Here is a 21,316-nt window from a genome sequence, read left to right on the forward strand (position 1 = left end):
CGATCAAGAGAAGAAGTGAATAATCGTCGCGATTATTCGCTGTAAAAGCCGGTGTCTGCTGATACCGGGCGTGATTATGGAAACTGCGGGATCTCGATAACATGAATAATATCTCAGTAACCCCAAAAGGTGGGACCGTTGCTTCTGAGCTGAGTGGAAATCAAGTTAATTTGACCGCTCCGAGTTTGGTGAAGCTGCATCTTAATCAGTCTGATATTAAGTCTTTCACACGCAATGGTAATGATTTAGTCGTCACCACGAAGTCTGGTGAAGTGGTTGTTATTCATAATTTTTACAGCCCGAATGGCGATAGCGATCTGGTTCTGCAGGACGATCGCGGCGCCATGTGGTGGGTTGAAGATCCCGGTACAGAAGGTTTCCAGTACGTTTCAATCGACAGCACCGAAGGGCTGTTAGCGGAAAACACCACCAATAACGGCACCATTGCTGCCTTTGGTATCGGTGGTGCGGCGCTGGCGGGCTTAGGTGCGCTGTTTGCCGGTTCAGGTGGTGGTGGCGGTAATGCCTCGCCGACCAATCCCGATGACGGTAACAACGGCGGCAATCCCACCAACCCAACTAATCCTACCAACCCAACCAATCCCACCGATCCCGGTGAAAACGACACTACGCCGCCAACCGCCATCACGGATTTGGTGATCAACGACGCCGTAGGTCCGTATCAGGGCGCGATTGGCGCGGGTGCCATTACCGATGACAACACACCCACGCTGAGCGGCACCGCTGAAGCGGGCACGATTGTCAGCATCTACGATGGCAGCACGCTGCTCGGCACCGTGACCGTTGGCGCTGATGGCCGCTGGAGCTTTACCACGCCAGCGCTGGCGGAGGGTCAGCATAGTTTGACCGCTACCGTCACCGACGCGGCGGGGAACACCAGCCCAGCGACCAATCCGGTGGATTTCACCGTGGATACCGTGGCGCCCGCAACGGTTGGCGACCTGAGCGTCATTAACAACAGCGGTTCGACTGCGCAGCCCATACCTAACGGCGGCGCGACCAAAGACACCACGCCAGTGCTGAGCGGAACGGCGGAAGCGGGCTCGATTATCACCATCCGCGATGGCGATACGGTGCTCGGCAGTGTCACCGTGGGCAGCAACGGCACATGGAGCTTTACCAGCCCAACGCTGGGCGAGGGCAGCCATACGTTGAGCATCACCGCCACCGATGCGGCGGGCAACGTCAGCACGCCAGCGACCATCACTTTCACCGTGGATACGCAAGCGCCAGCATCAGTCATCGACCTGCAGGTTAACGATAATTCAGGCGGCAGCGGCGGCACCGTAAATAACGGCGGGACGACCGATGACAACACGCCGACGCTTACCGGCAGCGGTGAAGTGGGGGCGATTGTCAGCGTCTACGATGGGCAAACGTTGCTGGGTACGGCGGTCGTGGGTTCCGATGGCAGCTGGAGTTACACCACCAGCGCCCTGAGTAACGGCAGCCACAGCCTGACTGTGACCGTGACCGATGCGGCTGGCAACGTCAGCGCGCCATCAGCCCCTTATGAAATCACCGTGCAGGCCGCTATTCCGCCTGCCACAACGTCGCTGGAAATCACCGATGACTCCGGCAACACGCTGGTGCAGCTCAGCAACGGCGCCAGCACTCAGGATAACACGCCAACGTTGAGCGGCCTGGCGACGGCGGGTGCGCTGATCACGCTGTATAACGGCACCACGGTGCTGGGTAGCGTGGTTGCGGGCAGCGATGGTCAGTGGACCTTTACCCCAACTGCGTTGGCTGACGGTGCCTACGCGCTGCACGCCACCGTTGATAACAACGCGGGCAGCGTGACGCAAACGCCAACCATCACCATCACGGTGGATACCGTCGCACCTGCTGCGGCCGGTGGCGTAACGCTGAGCGATAACGATGGCAGCACGCTACAACCGATTGCCGCCGGTGGCGCGACCAATAACACCACGCCGGTGCTGAGCGGCACCGCTGAACCGGGCAGCACCGTCACCGTGCGTGATGGCGATAGCGTGCTCGGTACGGCAACCGTGGGCAGCAATGGGTCATGGAGCTTCACTGCGCCGACCTTAACCGAAGGCGGTCACAGCCTGACCGCCACGGTCACCGACGCGGCAGGTAATGTGGGTCCAACCTCGACGCCGATCGCCTTCACCGTGGATACTCAGGCACCTGCGGGTGCCAGCAATGTGGTGATCAGCGATAACGTCGGTGCTGCAACCGGCCCAATCACCGCGGGCGGCACCACCGACGACAGCACACCCACGCTATCCGGTAACGGTGAAGCCAACGCCATCGTCAAAATTTATGATGGCAGCACGCTGCTCGGCAGCGTCACCGTTGGCAACGACGGTACCTGGAGCTTTACCACGCCAACGTTGAGCAACGGTAGCCATTCGCTCAGCGTAACGGTGACCGATGCGGCAGGTAACGTCAGCCCAGCGACAACCGGTGTTGGCTTCACCGTCAACGCTGGCGTACCGCCAACCACCAGCACGCTGGAAATCACCGATGACAGCGGCAGCACACTTCGCCTGTTGCCAGAAGGTTCCAGCACGCAGGACACCACGCCAACCTTGAGCGGTCTGGCCTCGGCGGGCGCGCTCATCGAGTTATATAACGGCACCACGCTGCTCGGCAGCACCGTCGCGGGTGCGGATGGGCAATGGAGCTTTACGCCAGCCACTGCGCTGGCCGACGGGACTTATGCCTTCCACGCCACGGCCACTGATACCAATGGCAATGTGACCGATTCCGGCACCCTCAACATCACTATTGATAACACCGCGCCGGCAGCGGCTGGCGACTTGCAATTGAGCGATAACAGCGGCAGCACCGTGGTACCCATTGCCTCTGGCGGCACCAGCAATGACAACACGCCAACCTTGAGCGGCACCGCAGAACCGGGCAGCACCGTTACCGTGCTGGATGGCACCAACGTGCTCGGCAGCGTAACGGTGGGCAGCGACGGCAGCTGGAGCTTCACCTCGCCAACCCTGAGTGACGGCAACCACAGCCTGACCACCACCGTCACCGATCCGGCCGGCAACACCGGTCCGGCGTCGGCAGCCGTTACTTTAACAGTGGATACCACGCCGCCAGCCGTTATTGCCGATCTGGTGATCGAAGATAGCGTCGGCGCGGTACAAGGGCCGTTAACGTCCGGCGATACCACCGATGACCGCGCACCAACCCTGAGCGGCACCGGCGAGCCGAATGCCACCATCAGTATTTACGATGGCACCACGCTGCTGGGTAACACTACCGTGGACACCGACGGAACCTGGAGTTTCACCACGCCAGCGTTGAGCAATGGCAGCCATACCCTCACCGTCACCGCCACGGACAGCGCCGGTAACGTCGGCCCAGCCAGTCCGCCGATTGTGATCAACGTTGATGCGGCTATTCCGCCAGCCACATCGTCGCTGGAAGTGACGGATGAAAACGGCAATACCGTGGGTCAGCTGACTGACGGCGGCAGCACCAACAATGACAGCCCGGTATTAACCGGTTTGGCGGGGCCCGGCAATATCATAACCCTGTATGACGGCACCACCGTGCTGGGCAGCACCACGGCGGGCAGTAACGGTCAGTGGATTTTCTATGTCACCGGTTTAGGCAATGGTCCGCATGCGTTGCACGGCACCATTACCGATGCCAACGGCAACGTCACTGATACCGCAACCATTAACATCACCGTGGATACCATCGCGCCCGATGCCGCAACCGACGTGGAACTCACCAACGATGCGGGCAGCATTACGCAGCCAGTTACCGCTGGCGGTGCCAGCAATGACGCGACACCAGTCTTAAGCGGCAGCGCGGAAGCGGGCAGCACCGTCACTATACTCGATGGCACCACCGTGTTGGGTACCGTGACGGTCGGCAGCGACGGTAACTGGAGCTTTACCACACCGACGCTGGCGGAGGGCAATCACAGCCTGAGCACCACCGTGACCGATGCGGCGGGCAATGTTAGCCCGGCGACCACACCGATCGCCTTCAGCGTAGATACCACCGCGCCAGCGCCGGTCAGCGGTTTGGTGGTAAACGATAACGTCGGCGGCAGCACCGGTCCGTTGACTTCGGGCACTATCACCGACGACAGCACGCCAACCCTGAGCGGCACCGCCGAAGCGGGATCGGTGGTGCGCGTTTATGACGGCACCACGCTACTGGGCTCAGCGACAGCGGGCAGCGACGGTAGCTGGAGCTTCACGCCAGATGCCGCGCTGACTAACGGCCAACACAGCCTGACCACCACCGTCACCGATGCGGCAGGCAATGTTAGCCCGTCGTCGCCGGTATTTACCCTCAATGTCGATGCTGGCGTTCCGGCGACCAGCAGCCTGCTGGTGGTGACCGACGACAGCGGCAGCACGCTGGTTGAACTGCCAAACAACTCCAGCACTAACGACACCACGCCGATTCTTAGCGGCCAGGCGGGCGCGGGCGATCTGATCACGCTGTATAACGGCACCACCATCATTGGCAGCACGGTCGCGGGTAGCGATGGGCAGTGGAACTTCACGCCTGCGGCGCTGGCCGATGCCACTTACGCTTTCCACGCGGTCGCCACCAACGCCACAACCGGCGTGGAGACCGATTCGCCAACCATCAACATCACCATTGATACCGTGGTGCCGACCGCGCCAACCGGCGTGGCGCTGGAAGATGGTGCAGGTGTGCCGATCCCGGAAGGCAGCAGCACTAACACCAACACGCCAACCTTGACCGGCAGCGGTGAAGCAGGCAGCACAGTGACCATCTCGGATGGCACCACCGTGCTCGGCACCACCACGGTGGGCAACGATGGCAGCTGGAGTTACACCACGCCACCGCTGAGCGATGGCGATCATAGCCTGACCTCAACCGTTACCGATGCCGCCGGCAATACCGGCCCGGCTTCTACGCCGGTGACTGTGACCATCGATACCCAGCCGCCTGCCGCAGCGGGCAATGTGCAGTTCACCAACGACGACGGCACGCCGCTGGCTTCAGGTAGCACCACCGGCGACACCACGCCAACCCTGAACGGCACCGCCGAACCGGGCAGCACCGTGACGGTGAGCGATGGCACTACGGTGCTGGGCACCGCAATCACCGGCATCGACGGCAACTGGAGCTTTACACCAACCGATCCGCTGAGTGAAGGGCAGCACAATCTCACCACCACCGTCACCGATACGGCCGGTAACGTCGGCCCTGCGTCGTCGGTGGTGATTGTGATTGTGGATACCACGCCACCGGCAGCGGCGACCGATTTGCAACTGAGCAACGATGGCAGCGGCACGCTGGTGCCGGTCGCGGATGGCGGCACCACCAACGATGTTACGCCGGTGTTGAGCGGTCGTGCGGAACCGGGCAGCGTCGTGACGGTGTCTGATGGCAGCACGGCGTTGGGTTCGGTGACCGTCGGCAACGATGGCAATTGGAGCTTTACCTCTCCGGCGCTCGGCGATGGACCACACAGCCTGACCACCACCGTGACCGATGCGGCGGGCAATACCGGCGCGGCCAGCACGCCATTGACCTTCACCATCGATACCACGGCACCGCCAGCACCGGGCGGTGTGCAGCTGAGTAACGACAGCAGCGGCACGTCTGTTCCTATTCCCTCTGGTGCGGCAACCAATGATGCAACGCCAGTATTGAGCGGCACCGCAGCGGCGGGCAGCACCATTACCGTTTCTGATGGCGCTACCGTACTCGGTACCGTCACCGTTGGCAGCGGCGGAACATGGAGCTTCACCACGCCAGCGCTGAACGAGGGCAATCACAGCCTGACCGCCACCGTTACCAGTCCGGCGGGCAACACCGGTGCGCCCTCTGCGCCCATTGTGGTCACCGTGGATATCACGCCACCTGCGGCGGCAACGGGTCTGCAACTCAGCAACAATGAAGGAGCGACGCCGGTACCGATTGCTGCGGGCGGCACCACTAATGACACCACACCTGCGCTGAGCGGCATCGCAGAAGCGGGCAGCATCGTCACGGTGAGTGATGGCACGACCGTGATCGGCAGCGCAGCCGTTGGCAGTGATGGCAGCTGGAGCGTGATCCCCACCGCACCGTTGACGGCGGGAGAGCACACGCTTACTGCGACCGTCACCGATCCGGCCGGTAACGTTGGCCCGGCATCGGCCCCCATCGTCGTCAATATCGACACCGCCCAACCGCCAGTCGCAGCTGACCTTGAGCTGAACAATGATAACGGCGGCACGCCAGTTCCGATTGCGTCCGGCGGCGCGACCAATGACACCACGCCGGTGCTCAGCGGTAGCGCAGCGGCGGGCAGCACCGTCACCGTACTGGATGGCACCACCGTGCTCGGCACCGTTGTGGTTGGCAGCGGCGGCAGCTGGAGCTTCAGCACACCGGCGTTGAGCGAAGGCGCGCACAGCCTGACCACCACCGTCACCAGCGCATCGGGTAACGTCAGCGATCCGTCTGCGCCGATTAACTTCACCGTGGATACGCAGCCACCGGCAACCTCAACCGGTCTGCAACTGAGTAACGACGGCGGCACGGCGATTGCCGCTGGCGGTATCACCAACGACAGCACGCCGGTGTTGCGCGGCAGCGCCGAAGCGGGCAGCACCATCACCGTACTGGATGGCACCACCGTGCTGGGCACCGCCACGGCGGACACCGACGGCAACTGGAGCTTTACGCCAACGATCGCGCTGGGCGAGGGCGCACACAGCCTGACCACCACCGTCACCGATGCGGCGGGCAACAGCAGCGGCGCATCCGCGCCGGTTACCTTTACCGTGGATACCACACCGCCAGCCGCCGCCACCGATCTGCAGCTCAGCAATAACAACAGCGGCACGGCGATTCCTGTTGATACCGGCGGTCGCACCAACGACACCACGCCAGTGTTGAGCGGAAGTGCCGAAGCGGGCAGCGTCGTCACCGTGCGTGATGGCACCGAGGTACTGGGCAGCACCACCGTCGGCACCGATGGCAAATGGAGCTTCACTCCGGCCAATCCGCTGGACGAGGGCGCGCACAGCCTGACCGCTACCGTCACCGATCCGGCCGGTAACGTCGGCCCGGCCTCTACGCCGTACGCGGTTACCATCGATGTCACCGCGCCGCCAGCTGTGATTACGGTGGTACTCAGTAACGATCAGGGCAGCACGCCAACGCCAATCCTCTCGGGCGGAGCCACTAACGACACCACGCCGGTGCTGAGCGGTACCGCCGAGGCGGACAACATCATCATCGTGCGTGACGGCACCACCGTACTGGGCTCGACGATTGTTGGCACCGATGGAACCTGGAGCTTCACTTCACCAGCGCTGAGCCAGGGCGCGCACAACCTGACGGCAACCGTCACTGACGCCGCAGGCAACAGCAGCGCTCCGTCTACGGCAATCGCCTTTATCGTCGATACCGAGGCGCCGAATGCGGCGACAGGGCTGCAACTGAGCAATGATTCCGGCCAAACGCCGGTACCGATTGCTGCAGGCGGCGCCACCAACGACACCACACCGGTGTTGAGCGGCAGCGCTGAAGCAGGCAGCATCGTGATTGTTTCTGACGGCAGCAACGTGCTGGGCTCGGTTGTGGTCGGCAGCGGCGGCAACTGGAGCTTCACTTCGCCGGAGCTGGGCGAGGGCGATCACAGCCTGACCACCACGGTGACCGATGCTGCAGGTAACGTCAGTTCGCCGTCCGCGGCCCTGAACTTCAGCATTGATACCACGCCACCAGTGGCGCCAGGTGCGATCGCGCTGAACAACAACAACGGCAGTTCACCGGTTACGATTGCCGCAGGCAGCACCACCAACGATGCCACACCGGCGATCAGCGGTACCGCAGCAGCCGGCAGCACCGTGACCGTGCTGGATGGCGCTACCGTGCTGGGCACCGCGATTGTCGGCAGTAACGGACAGTGGAGCTTCACCACGCCAACGCTGGGTGAAGGTGCGCACAGCCTGACGGCGACCGTCACCGATCCTGCGGGTAACGTCGGTCCTGCCTCCGCAGCCATTGCCTTTAATGTTGATACCGTTGCGCCTGTTGCGGCAACCGGACTGGTGCTGAACAACGACAACGGCGGTTCGCCGGTGCCGATTGCTAACAACGGCACCACCAACGACAACACGCCAGTGTTGAGCGGTACCGCAGAAGCCAACAGCATTGTGATTGTGTCTGACGGCACCACCGTACTGGGCAGCGCCGTCGCCGATGCGCAGGGCGCCTGGAGCTTCTCACCCAATCTGACCGATGGCACGCACAACCTGAGCGTGACGGTGCGTGACGCCGCAGGTAACACCGGACCGGCAAGCAGCACCATCACCGTCACCGTTGATACCGTGGCACCGCCAGCAGCAACCGGCCTGACGCTGACCAATGATATTGGTACACCCGTTAGCATTCCGAACGGCGGGCTCACCAACGACAGCACACCGGTGCTGAGCGGTTCCGGACAAGCGGGCAGCATCATCACCGTGTCCGATCAGAACGGCGTGTTGGGATCCACCACCGTCGGGGCGGGCGGAACCTGGACCTTCACGCCGGCGAGCGCGCTGGCGGATGGAACCCATACCTTTAGCGTCACGGCCAGCGATGCGGCAGGAAACGTCAGTGCGCCGAGCACCATTGGCGTCGTGATTGATGCCACACCGCCAGCGGCAGCGCTGAACGTGGTGGCCAGTAATGATGAAGGCACGTCGCCGGTGGCTATCACCAACGGCGGCTTCACCAACGACAACACGCCATTCCTCACCGGTACCGCCGAAGCGGGCAGCACGGTGATAATCCGTGACGGCACAACCATCATCGGTAGCGCTTCGGTGGGCAGCAACGGCCAGTGGAGCTTCACCTCACCCACGCTGGATGAGGGCGCGCACAGTCTGAGCACCACCGTGGTGGATGCGGCGGGCAACGTGAGTACAGCGTCAGCGGCGATTGATTTCACCGTCGACAGCGTGGTTCCAGCGCCAGCCACGCTGGTGGTGAACAATGACAACGGCGGGACGCCAGTACTGGTGCCGAACGGCGCCACCACCAGCGACAACACGCCGTTGCTGAGTGGCACAGCGGAAGCGGGCAGCCTGGTCACTCTTTATGATGGCACCACCGTGATCGGCTCGACCACCGCAACGTCGGGCGGAACCTGGAGCTTCAGCTCACCGACCTTAACTGAGGGTTCGCATACGCTGACCGCCACCGTAACCGACGAGGTCGGCAACGTCAGTTCGCCATCCTCGACCTTTACCGTGGTGGTGGATGCCACCGCACCGCAACCGGCTGACGATCTGCTGCTGCAAAATAACAATGGTGGCTCACCGGTGACCATTGCCGATGGCGGCATTACCAATGACAGCACGCCAGCCATCAGCGGCACGGCGGAAGCCAACGCGATTGTTCGCGTCTATGACGGCACCACCTTAGTGGGTTCAGCCGTAGCAGGCAGCAACGGCGCATGGAGCATCACCACCAGCGCGCTGACTGACGCCACCCATACGCTGAATGTCACCGTGACCGATGCGGCGGGCAACGTGAGCGCCAATGCCTCGGTATCACTGACGGTGGACACCTCTACGCCGGCAGCGGTGTCGAGCTTTGCTATTTACAATAATGCGGCCACTACCACCGTGCAGGTGGCGGATGACGGTGACTCCAACGACAACACGCCTTTGCTGAGCGGAACCGGTGTAGCGGGCACCATCATCAACATCTACGAGGGCAGCGATCTTCTTGGCACCACCACGGTAGGCGACAACGGCGAGTGGCGCTTTGAAACTGCGGCTTTAGATGATGGCCAGCACAGCTTCACCGTTTCAGTCACCAACGCTGCGGGGACGACGGGCCCGGAAGCGATACCGATTACGATTAATATTGATACGGCTGCACCGGCAACGGTCAGCGATCTTGTCGTAACAGACGATGAGGGGGGCAGCACCGGTCCGTTGACGTCGGGTGACACCACCGATGACAGCACGCCAACGCTGAGCGGCTCCGCTGAAGCGGGCAGCCGAGTATCGGTTTACGATGGCACCACGCTGCTGGGCACCGTGATCGCCACTGGCGGCACATGGAGCTTCACGCCGGGCAGCGCGCTCTCTAACGGCGAGCATAACTTCACCTTCACAGTGACCGATGTAGCAGGCAACGTCAGCGCGGCAAGCAGTCCGGCGTTTACGCTGAATATCGCAGCGGATCTGCCGCCAGCGGTCAGTACGCTGGTGATCACCGACGATAGCGGCAATTCACTGGTTACCGTGAATGACGGTGCCAATATCAAGGACGGTACGCCGGTATTAACCGGTGCGGCGACGGTCGGTGATGTGATTACCATTCACGATGGTGCTACCGTGTTGGGTAGCGTCACCGTCGGGGCGACCGGACAGTGGACCTTCACGCCAACGCTGAATGATGGACCGCACGGCATCTATGTCACCACGGTCAATTCAGTGGGTAATCCGGGCGCAACCTCGCCAACGGTGAATTTCACTATTGATACCGTGGCACCGCTTGCAGCAACTAACCTCTCTGCCGCTAATAACAACGACGGCGTAACCGTGCCCATTGCTAACAATGGCACCACCAACGACAGTACCCCGCGGCTCGCCGGTCTCGCGGAAGCCAACGGCATTGTTACGATTTATGACGGCAACACGGTTATCGGCTCAACGGTCGCCAATGGTAGCGGTGAGTGGGACTTCACGTCGCCAACGCTGAGTCAGGGCGGACATGTGCTGAGCGTCACCGTGACGGATGCGGCGGGTAACGTCGGTCCGCGCTCTGATGTCGTGAATCTCACTGTCGATACCGTGGCACCCAACGCCTCGACGCTGGTGGTCACCAACGACGTCACCAGCACAGTGGTGCCAAATGGCGGTTCGACCAACGACAACACGCCGACGCTGAGCGGTACCGCAGAAGTGGGCAGTGTGATCACCGTTTACGACGGTACGACCTTGCTCGGTTCGGTTGCTGCCGGAACAGGCGGAGCATGGAGCTTTATTTCACCGGTACTGGGCGAAGGCAGCCATTCGCTCACCGTTCGCGTAACAGATGCCGCCGGTAACACTAGCGCGGCATCCAGCACGGCAACGGTAATCGTAGATACCGTCGCACCAACGGCGGTGAGCGGTTTGACTGCTGCCAACAACAACGGCAGTTCGCCGGTGACCATTGCTGCGGGGGGGAACACCAACGACAACACGCCAGCGCTGAGCGGTACGGCGGAAGCGGGTAGCGTGGTGGTGATCCGTGATGGCACCGACGTTATCGGTTCTGTCACCGCAGGCAGCAACGGCGCATGGAGCTTCACGTCACCCACGCTGGCTGATGGTCTGCATACCCTGAACGTGACGGCGACCGATCTCGCCGGTAACGTCAGCCCGAATGCGGCGATCAGCTTCACTGTGATCACGGCAGCGCCAACGCCAGTCACCGATCTGGTGGTTTCTGATAACGTAGGTGCAACACAAGGGGCACTCACCAGCGGTGCGGCGACCGATGACAACACGCCAACGCTGAGCGGTAATGCCACCGCTGGCAATATCGTGATTATCTCGGAAGGCACCACGGTGCTGGGTTCTGTGGTGGCGGGCAGCAATGGTGCGTGGAGCTTTACCACTGCCGCATTGAGCGACGGATCGCATCCGTTGAGCGTGACGGTGCGCGATGCAGCCGGTAACACCAGCGCGGCGACCAACTTCACGGTCAATGTCGATACGGTGGCGCCAGCCAACGCAACCTTGTTAATCACTAATGATCTCACCAGCACCACGGTGCCGAATGGTGGTGCAACCAACGACAGCACGCCAACGCTGAGCGGTACGGCGGAAGCCGGCAGCCGCGTGTCGATTTACGATAGCGGCACCCTGCTGGGTACGGCAGTGGCAGGCAGCAACGGCGCATGGACCTTCACCACCGATGTGCTGACGCAAGGCGCTCATCCACTGAGCGTCACGGTCACCGATGCGGCGGGTAACGTCAGCGGCAGCACCTCGGCCACGGTGATTATCGATACCGTCGCGCCGGGGGCGGTGTCCGGTCTGGCTGCTGCCAACAACAACGGCAGCACGCCGGTGGCGATCGCCAATAACGGCAGCACCAATGACAACACGCCAGCGCTGAGCGGTACGGCAGACGCGGGCAGTCTGGTGATTATCCGCGATGGCACCTCGATTATCGGTTCTGTTACCGCAGGCACTAACGGCGCATGGAGCTTCACCACGCCAACGCTGGCGGAGGGGGCGCACACCTTCAACGTCACGGCGACGGATGCAGCGGGCAACGTCAGCCCGAATGCAACGCTGACTCTGACGGTGGATACCGTGGCACCGGCGCCCGTCACTAACCTGGTGATCAACGATAATGTGGGCGGCATTCAGGGGCCACTGGCGGACGGTGCGGTGACCGATGATGCCACGCCAACGCTGAGTGGTACGGCAGAAGCGAATGCGATTGTCACTATCTACGACGACACCACGGTGCTGGGTTCAGTGGTGGCTGGCGCGGGCGGTGCATGGACCTTTACTACTGCTACGCTAGGCAACGGTGTGCATCCGCTGAGCGTGACGGTGAAAGATGCGGCGGGTAACACCAGTGCCGCCACCACGCCGGTTTCCATCACGGTAGACACCGTGGCGCCAGCGGCTTCAACGCTGGTGATCACCAACGACATCACCAGCACCACGGTGCCGAGCGGTGGTGCCACCAACGACAACACCCCAACGCTGAGCGGTGTAGCGGAAGCGGGCAGCCGCGTGTCGATTTATGATGGCGCGTCGTTGCTGGGGACGGCGATTGCGAATGGCACAGGCGCATGGACCTTTACCACCGGCGTGCTCACCACCGGCACGCATCCACTCAGCGTCACGGTCACCGACGCGGCCGGTAACGTCAGCGGTAGCACCTCAGCCTCGGTAACCATCGATACCACGCCGCCAGCGGCAGTCACCAATCTGGTGGCCGCTAACAATAACGGCAGTACGGCGGTGACCATTCCGAACAACGGCGTGACCAACGACAATACGCCGCTATTGACCGGATCCGGCGAGATTGGCGCGAAGATCAGCGTTTACGATGGCAGCACGCTGCTGGGCACCACCACGGTGGGCAGCGGTGGCACATGGAGCTTCGTCTCGACGGCGCTGAGCAACGGTGTACATACGCTGAACGTCACGGCAACCGATGCGGCGGGTAACGTGAGCCCGAACGCCTCAACCACCCTGACGATTGATACCGTGGCGCCGAATCCGGTGACCAATCTGGTGATCAATGATGACGTCGGCACTCTTCAGGGGCCGCTGGCGAACGGTGCCTTTACCGATGACGCCACGCCAACCCTGAGCGGCACGGCGGAAGCCAACGCGATTGTGACCATCTACGACGGTACCACCGTGATTGGTTCCACCACCGCCAATGGTTCAGGTGCATGGAGCTTCACCACCGCGACCCTGAGCAACGGTAGCCATCCGCTGAGCGTGACGGTGACCGATGCCGCGGGTAACACCAGTGCGGCATCGGCGACGGTTTCCATTACGGTGGATACCGTGGCTCCAGCGGCGTCAACGCTGGTGATCACCAATGATGTCACCAGTACCGTGGTGCCGAGCGGCGGTGCTACCAACGACACCACGCCAACGTTGAGCGGCGTGGCGGAAGCGGGCAGCCGCGTCTCGATCTACGATGGTGGTACCTTGTTAGGCACGGCGATTGCAGGTAGCACCGGCGCATGGACCTTCACCACCGCCGCGCTCACGCAGGGCACGCATCCATTGAGTGTGACGGTAACGGACACGGCCGGTAACGTCAGCGGGACGACGTCGGCGTCGGTCATTATCGATACCACGCCGCCAGCGGCGGTCACCAACCTGGTCGCTGCCAATAACAACGGCAGCACGGCGGTGACCATTCCGAATAACGGCATCACCAACGACAGCACGCCGCTGTTGACCGGTAACGGCGAAGTCGGGGCACGGATCAGCGTGTACGACGGCACCACACTGCTGGGCACCACCACGGTGGGCAGCGGTGGCACATGGAGCTTCGTCTCGACTGCGCTGAGCAACGGCACCCATACGCTGAACGTGACGGCAACCGATGCGGCGGGCAACGTCAGCCCGAACGCCTCGACCACGCTGCGCATCGACACTGTGGCACCAACGGCCAGTACGCTCACCATTACCGACGACGCCGGCAGCACGCCGGTGACGCTGACCAATGGCGCGTACACCCGTGACACCACGCCAGTGCTGAACGGCACGGCGGAAGTGGGCGCGATTGTCACCATCTACGATGGCACCACCGCGCTGGGTTCAGTAACGGTTGGCGCCGGTGGCAGCTGGACTTACACCCCCAGCGCACTGGCGAACGGTGCGCATCCGTTGAGCGTAACGGTGACTGATGCGGCGGGTAACGTCAGCACCGGTAACACGGCGGTGACGGTGAACGTCGATACTGTGCCGCCTGCGGCGGTAAGTGGCCTGGCAATCAACGGTGCCGGTACCACGGTCACCGGTAGCGGTGAAGTGGGGGCAACGGTAACGGTACGTGATGCGGGCGGTAACGCGCTGGGTACAACGACGGTAGGCAGCGGCGGTTCATGGTCGGTGAGCCTGAGTACGGCGCAAACCACCGGTGCTTCGCTGTCGGTGATTCAGACTGACCGCGCAGGCAACGTATCGACCAGCACCCCGCTGACCGGTGCGATTCAAATCGTGGCAGCGAATGATGTCAACGAAGTGGATTACACCACCCAAATCGGCACCATCACCAATGCCAATACCAGTTCGACCAGCGTCGCATTGCTGAGCGTTAACCTCGGCAGCGTGCTGGGTGTGGGAGTATTGAGCAGCACTAACGCCTATATGTTTAACGTTGGCGCAGGGGATACGCGCACGGTGACATTACACGCCTCGGCCACTAGCCTGGCGGCGCTGACATCGACTTATACCTTGTACCTCTATCAACAGCAGGCGAACGGCACCTGGGCGCTGAAATCCAGCAACGCCAACTACATCACCACGGTTCTGACCATTGGTACACAAACAGGTGGCAACGTGACTTACAGCAACCTCGGTACAGGTAACTATGCCGTGCTGTTGGGCACCAGCACCGGTGTTGGCGTGTTGCCATCGACTACCGTCACCACCACGTCGGATATTACGACGCTGGCGTTGACCGTGGCGGCAACTGTCACCGGCAACCTGTTGACCAACGATACCAGCTCCGTCGCCGGTACGGTGCCGAACGGTACGGTGGTCACCCAGGTGACTGGCAATGCGATTGCGGCCACCGGTAACACGGTGATCACCAGCAGCTACGGTACGCTGACCATCGATTCGCACGGTAACTACACCTATACGCTGAAGGCGGGACTGGATGCCGATCTGGTGCCAGCCACCGACGTCTTCACCTATTCGGTGCGTGATGCCAGCGGCGCGGTGACCTCAGCCAGCCTGACGGTGAACCTGCACAACGGTGCATCCACCAGCACGCTGCTGGCGACCAACAGTCTGGTGGCCGAAGCCACCAATGACCATGACGCCAGCGGCAGCATCTACGGTTCAGCATCGGGCACGCACACCGGAACCTTGAGTATCACTAATGAACACGGCGATATCACCACGGTTCACAGCGTGGGTACGACGTCGATTGCCGGCGACTTTGGTGTGCTGAGTATTGCCGCCAACGGTAACTACACCTATTCACTGAATGCGGGCGTGGATGGACAATCCATTACCCATAAAGAGGTGTTCAGTTACACCCTGGCGGCGAGCGATGGCACCATCACCACGCAGTCGTTCACCATTGAGCTGCATCCAACCATCACAGGAACCACGGGGGCTGACACGCTAACCGGCGGTGCTTACGACGACACCATCACCAGCGGTGCCGGCGCAGATACGTTGGTGTATCACTTACTGGCGAGTGCGGATGCTACCGGCGGTAACGGTCACGATACCTGGACCGACTTCAATGTCGCGCAAGGCGACAAAATTGACGTCAGTAACTTGCTTATCGGCTGGAATGATTCCACAAGTAATATTAATGATTTCGTAAAAGTGGATCATACTTCAGATGGCAATACGGTGCTCTCCATTGACCGTGATGGTACCGGTACGGGTTACAGCACCACTCAGCTGATTACGCTGGAAGGCGTGAACGTTTCTCTGGAGGAGCTGCTGCAACAACCGCACCAAAACCACACGGCGTAATCGCTCTGTGATGCAGGGATGCAGTTAGGGCACAGGGATGTGCCCCTTTCTCTTTATTGACTGGTGGACTATCGATGGAACTGATGCACTCAGGCGCAACTTTTCGCCGTTCGTTTAAGCTCAGCGTTCTCTGTGCGGGCATGGCTTTACTTTACAGTTCTCCACTTTTAGCGGCCAGTGACGCGTTAACCCGGGCGGGGCACATCACCTCAGCAGGTTTAGCGCAACAGCAAGAACTGCCTTCATTAACCGGTGAAGTGGCGGAACCCGCCCTCGCCCACGTCCCCGACTTTCTCACCATCAACCAGGCGGTGCAGCGCGCCGTTCAGTGGCATCCCGATATCGCTCAGGCAGTAGGAAAAATGCTGGAGCAGGCTAATCAGGTTGATGTGGCGAAAGCCAAATACTATCCACAAATCAGTGCCGGCATGAACAACGGCTACAGCAATGCTTACAGCGAAAAGGGCTTCAGCCCGTCGTTTGTGCTGTCGGTTTCGCAGATGCTGTATGACTTTGGCAAGGTCAGCAGTTCGGTGCGTTCCGCCGAAGCGGGCGTGGCGCAGGAGCAGGCCAACGTGCTGGTGAGCATTGATACCGTGGCGCACGATACGGCCGCGGCGCTGGTGGAAGTGCAGGGTTATCAGCAACTGGTCAAAATTGCGCGTGAGCAGCTCACGGCGCTGAGTAAGATTGGCGATCTGGCGCGCCAGCGTAATGAAGAGGGCGCGGCGTCGCTTTCGGATGCCACCCAAACCGATGCGCGTATCGAAGGCGCGCGTACCACCCTAACGCAGTATCAAGCCAACCTCGACCGCTGGCGCGCCACGCTGGCAACCTATCTTGGCTGGCCGATGGTGAAAAAGGTCAGCGACGATTTTCCCACCAAACTCACCCAGTCCTGTCAGGTGGCGAAAGCCGATGACAAGCTCAATCCGTCGGTGCTGGCGGCCTGGGCGCAGGCCAATCAGGCGCAGGCCAAACTCGATAATGCTAACGCGCAAAACATGCCAACCATCTCGCTGGAACCGCAGGTGACGCATTATCTCAATAATCACTATTCCGGCAGCGAATCGCTGGATCGCACCCAATATTCGGCGTTTGTGAAAGTGGAAATGCCGCTCTATCAGGGCGGCGGTATCACCGCCAGCCGGGACGCGGCCGCCAATGCATTGCAGGCCGCCAATGCGGCCGTCAACTCGGCGCGGCTTAAAGCGCGTCAGCAGTTGAGTGAGTCGCAGAACGCGTCGCAAAGCCTGGCGCTCAGCCTGGCGATCATGGGACGGCAACAGACGCTGGGCGAGAAAACCCAGTCGCTCTATCAGGATCAGTATCTGCAACTCGGCACGCGTCCGCTGCTGGACGTGCTCAACGCCGAGCAGGAAGTGTTCCAGACCCGTTTCACATTGCAGCAAACCATCAGCCAGTTACGCTCACTGCAGCTCGATTGCCTCTACAGCACCGGGCATATGCGGTCGGCGTTTGCTTTGAATAATCAGCGGATCCAGTCCGTGGAGATCCAGCCATGACGCAATTACAGATTCCCGACGCACCTGATAGCGCGTCCGGGGGAAACGTGCCCTTACACGGATGGGCCACCGCAATCATCCTGATCGCCAGCCATTATCGCTTGCCCTGTTCGCCGGGCATGATCATGGCCGCTGCCGAATGGCAGGGCAAACAGTCGCGCGATAAAGCGTTACGCCATCTGGCGCGCCAGGCCGGCTTATCGCTGCAATTATATGAAGAGAATAAGTGGGAGATCACCAGCTGGCGCTTGCCGCTGGCGATCGAGCTGGCCGACGGTCAGGTGGGCGTTATCACCCAGTTTGATGGCGACGATGAAGTGCGGGTGCATTTTGCCGGTGATGAACAGCCAGCACCAATTGCGCTGGAGACGTTGCTGCCGGAAATCCGCTTTGCCGCCGCGCTGCGTCCGGTTACCGCCGCCAAAGATAGCCGCGTCGATCGCTATCTCGCCACGGTAAAACCGGATTGGCTGCGCCGTTTGGTGCTGCACGATCTGCGGCCGTATGGCTACGTGATGCTCGGATCCTTCCTGATTAACCTGCTGGCGCTGGTCGGCATTATCTTCTCAATGCAGGTGTACGATCGGGTGATTCCGGCGCAGTCCTATCCCACGCTGTATGTGCTGTATATCGGCGTGATCATCTCGGTGGTGTTCACTTATATTCTGCGCGTTGGGCGCGATCACGTGACCGATCTGCTGGGCAAGCGTGCCGATATGCGCGTCTCCGATCGGGTATTTGGTCACGCACTGCGGCTGCGTAACAGCGCGGTGCCGCGCTCGACCGGCACCTTTATCTCGCAGTTGCGCGAGCTAGAGGCGATCCGCGAAATGGTCACGTCCACCACGGTCACCTCGATTGTCGATATGCCGTTCTTCCTGCTGTTCATGCTGGTGATGGCGATTATCGCGCCGCAGCTGGCGTGGATTGCGCCGGTGGCGGTGCTGCTGATGATCCTGCCGGGCGTGCTGAGCCAGAAGAAGCTGGCGAAGCTGGCGCAGCAGAACCTGAAAGAGTCGACGCTGCGAAATGCGGTGCTGGTGGAGAGCGTGCAAGGGCTGGAAGATATCAAGCTGATGCAGGCGGAAGATCGCTTCCTGCAACAGTGGAACAGCTACATTCGTATTACCGCGCAATCCGGCGTGGAGATGCGCAAAGTGATGCACTCGCTGATTACCTGGGGCGTGACGGTGCAGGGTTTGGTATACGCCAGCGTGATTGTGATCGGTGCGCCGATGGTGATCAACGGCGATATCACCACCGGTGCGATTGTGGCGGCGTCGCTGCTCTCCTCGCGCATGATTGCGCCGATGGCCACGCTGTGTGGCGTGCTGGCGCGCTGGCAGCAGGTGAAGGCGGCGAAAGGCAGCCTTGATGCGCTGATGAATTTGCCGGTGGAAAACAGCAAAGACGAAACGCGGATTCACACGCCGGTGCTGTTTGGTCACTATCAGTTCACCGACGCAATGTTCCGTTACTACACCGATTCGATGAACATCGCGCTGCGCATTAAAAGCCTGACCATCAAACCGGGCGAGCGTATTGCGGTGCTGGGACGCAACGGTTCGGGTAAATCGACCTTGCTGCAGGCGATGATTGGCGGCATCGATCTGGTCGGCGGTGAACTGCGGCTGGATAACCTCAGCCTGCCGCACATTGATGTGGCCGATGTGCGGCGTAACGTTGGCCTGCTAACGCAAAACGCGCGGCTGTTCCACGGCACGCTGCGCGAGAATCTCACCATGGGCGCGGCGCACGCCACCGATGATGCGATCTTTGGCGCGCTCACCGTCAGCGGCGGCGCAGATTTCATTCGTCGTCTGCCGCTCGGCCTCGACCATCCGATCATGGAAGGCGGCGTTGGGCTTTCGGGCGGACAGCGTCAGTCGCTGCTGCTGGCGCGCATGCTGCTGCGCGATCCCAACATCATCCTGCTGGATGAACCGACGGCGGCGCTCGACGATCACACCGAGAAAGAGTTTATCGAACGTCTCGGTCAGTGGCTCAACGGGCGCACCTTGATCGTGGCGACGCACCGTGCGGCGATCCTCGCGCTAGTGGATCGTGTGCTGGTGCTGAAAGAGGGACAACTGGTGATGGACAGCCCGAAAGAGAACGCTTTGCCGGCACCGCGTGCTAACGGCAGCCTGCCGGAGGCGCAATCATGATCAAACAATTACCGGCAAGACTGCGCTTAGTGACGGCGGCAGAAGTGGATTCTTCCGACGATCTGCTCGGCGAGCTGCGATCAGAAACCCATTACACCGGCGCGGTGCGGCTGATCGTCATCAGCACCGCACTGATCCTCGTTGCGGTGATCTGGGCCTGGTTTGGCGTGCTGGATGAAGTCTCAACCGGCACCGGCAAAGTGATCCCCAGCTCGCGCGATCAGGTGCTGCAATCGCTGGAAGGCGGCATCCTCACGGAGCTGTATGTGCACGAAGGCGATCAGGTGCAGGCCGGGCAAGTGGTGGCGCGCCTCGATGCCACGCGCTCGCAATCCAACGTCGGCGAAAGTGCGGCACGCTATCGTGCGGCATTGGCTGCCGCCGCGCGTCTCAATGCGGAAGTGAACGATCAGCCGCTGAGTTTCCCGGCAGAGTTGAATAAGTTCCCCGATCTGATGGCGTCAGAAACACGGCTGTATAAAACCCGCCGCGCACAGCTCACTGATGCGACTGCGCAGTTTAAAGAGTCGCTGGCGCTGGCTAACCGCGAGCTGGCCATCACGCAGCGTCTGGCCAAAACCGGTGCCGCCAGTAGCGTGGAAGTGCTGCGTTTGCAGCGCGATAAATCAGATCTGGAGCTGAAACTCACCGATATGCGTTCGCAATATTACGTGCAGGCGCGTGAGGAGCTGGCGAAAGCCAACGCCGAAGCCGACAGCATGGCGCAAGTGGTGAAAGGGCGTGAAGACACGGTGACGCGACTGACCATCCGTTCGCCGATGCGCGGCATCGTGAAAAACATCAAAGTCTCCACCGTGGGCGGCGTGGTCCCACCGAATGGCGAGCTGATGAACATTGTGCCGATGAACGATCGTCTGCTGATTGAAGCGCGTTTGTCACCGCGCGATATCGCCTTTATCCGTCCCGGCCAGCGGGCGGTGGTGAAGATCTCGGCGTATGACTACGCCATTTATGGCGGCCTGAACGGCGTGGTGGAGAGCATCTCGCCGGATACCATTCAGGATGAGGTGAAACCGGAAATTTACTATTACCGCGTGTTTATCCGCACCGATAACGACTACGTGCAGAATAAAGCCGGTAAGCGCTTCTCCATCAGTCCCGGCATGGTTTCTACCGTGGATATCAAGACCGGTGAGAAGACGGTGATGGATTATCTGATTAAGCCGTTTAACAAAGCGCAAGAGGCGATGCGCGAACGCTGATTGGAACGGTATAACGCGTTAGTTTAAAACCGCTGTTTTCTTCAGGAAACGGCGGTTTTTTATTTAGGCGATTGATGAGGGCACCATGAAGTTTCGGCAACTATTACACGAACCGTTAAATATCAAATCCCACACTTATATAATTAATTACAGCAAGAAATGTCTTGAGCTGGCTTGTTATTAGAGAAAAGGGTTTCCCGAAG

Annotated in this window: 4 protein-coding genes; all 4 read left to right on the plus strand. The window is 60.9% G+C overall.

The annotated features are described in order from the left end of the window. The first annotated feature begins 101 nt into the window (after positions 1–101). The 4 genes from KVT28_RS16800 (at position 102) to KVT28_RS16815 (ending at position 21,113) form a co-directional block, all read left to right on the plus strand. The gene (locus KVT28_RS16800; RefSeq protein ID WP_217549382.1) at positions 102–16,196 is read left to right on the plus strand and encodes an Ig-like domain-containing protein; all 16,095 of its coding nucleotides are present in this window, start codon (positions 102–104) and stop codon (positions 16,194–16,196) included. 74 nt (positions 16,197–16,270) lie between these two features. Beyond that, the gene (locus KVT28_RS16805) at positions 16,271–17,722 is read left to right on the plus strand and encodes a TolC family outer membrane protein (protein ID WP_217549384.1); all 1,452 of its coding nucleotides are present in this window, start codon (positions 16,271–16,273) and stop codon (positions 17,720–17,722) included. Beyond that, positions 17,719–19,890, plus strand: a complete 2,172-nt coding sequence (locus KVT28_RS16810) for a type I secretion system permease/ATPase (protein ID WP_217549386.1) — start codon at positions 17,719–17,721, stop codon at positions 19,888–19,890. Before KVT28_RS16805 ends, KVT28_RS16810 begins: the two co-directional genes overlap by 4 nt. Then, positions 19,887–21,113 (plus strand): HlyD family type I secretion periplasmic adaptor subunit, encoded by a 1,227-nt coding sequence (locus KVT28_RS16815; RefSeq protein WP_192236420.1) that lies wholly within the window; start codon positions 19,887–19,889, stop codon positions 21,111–21,113. Before KVT28_RS16810 ends, KVT28_RS16815 begins: the two co-directional genes overlap by 4 nt. Positions 21,114–21,316: the final 203 nt, after the last annotated feature.

It is taken from the genome of Pantoea sp. GbtcB22 (genome assembly GCF_019091025.1).
Lineage (GTDB): Bacteria > Pseudomonadota > Gammaproteobacteria > Enterobacterales > Enterobacteriaceae > Pantoea > Pantoea leporis.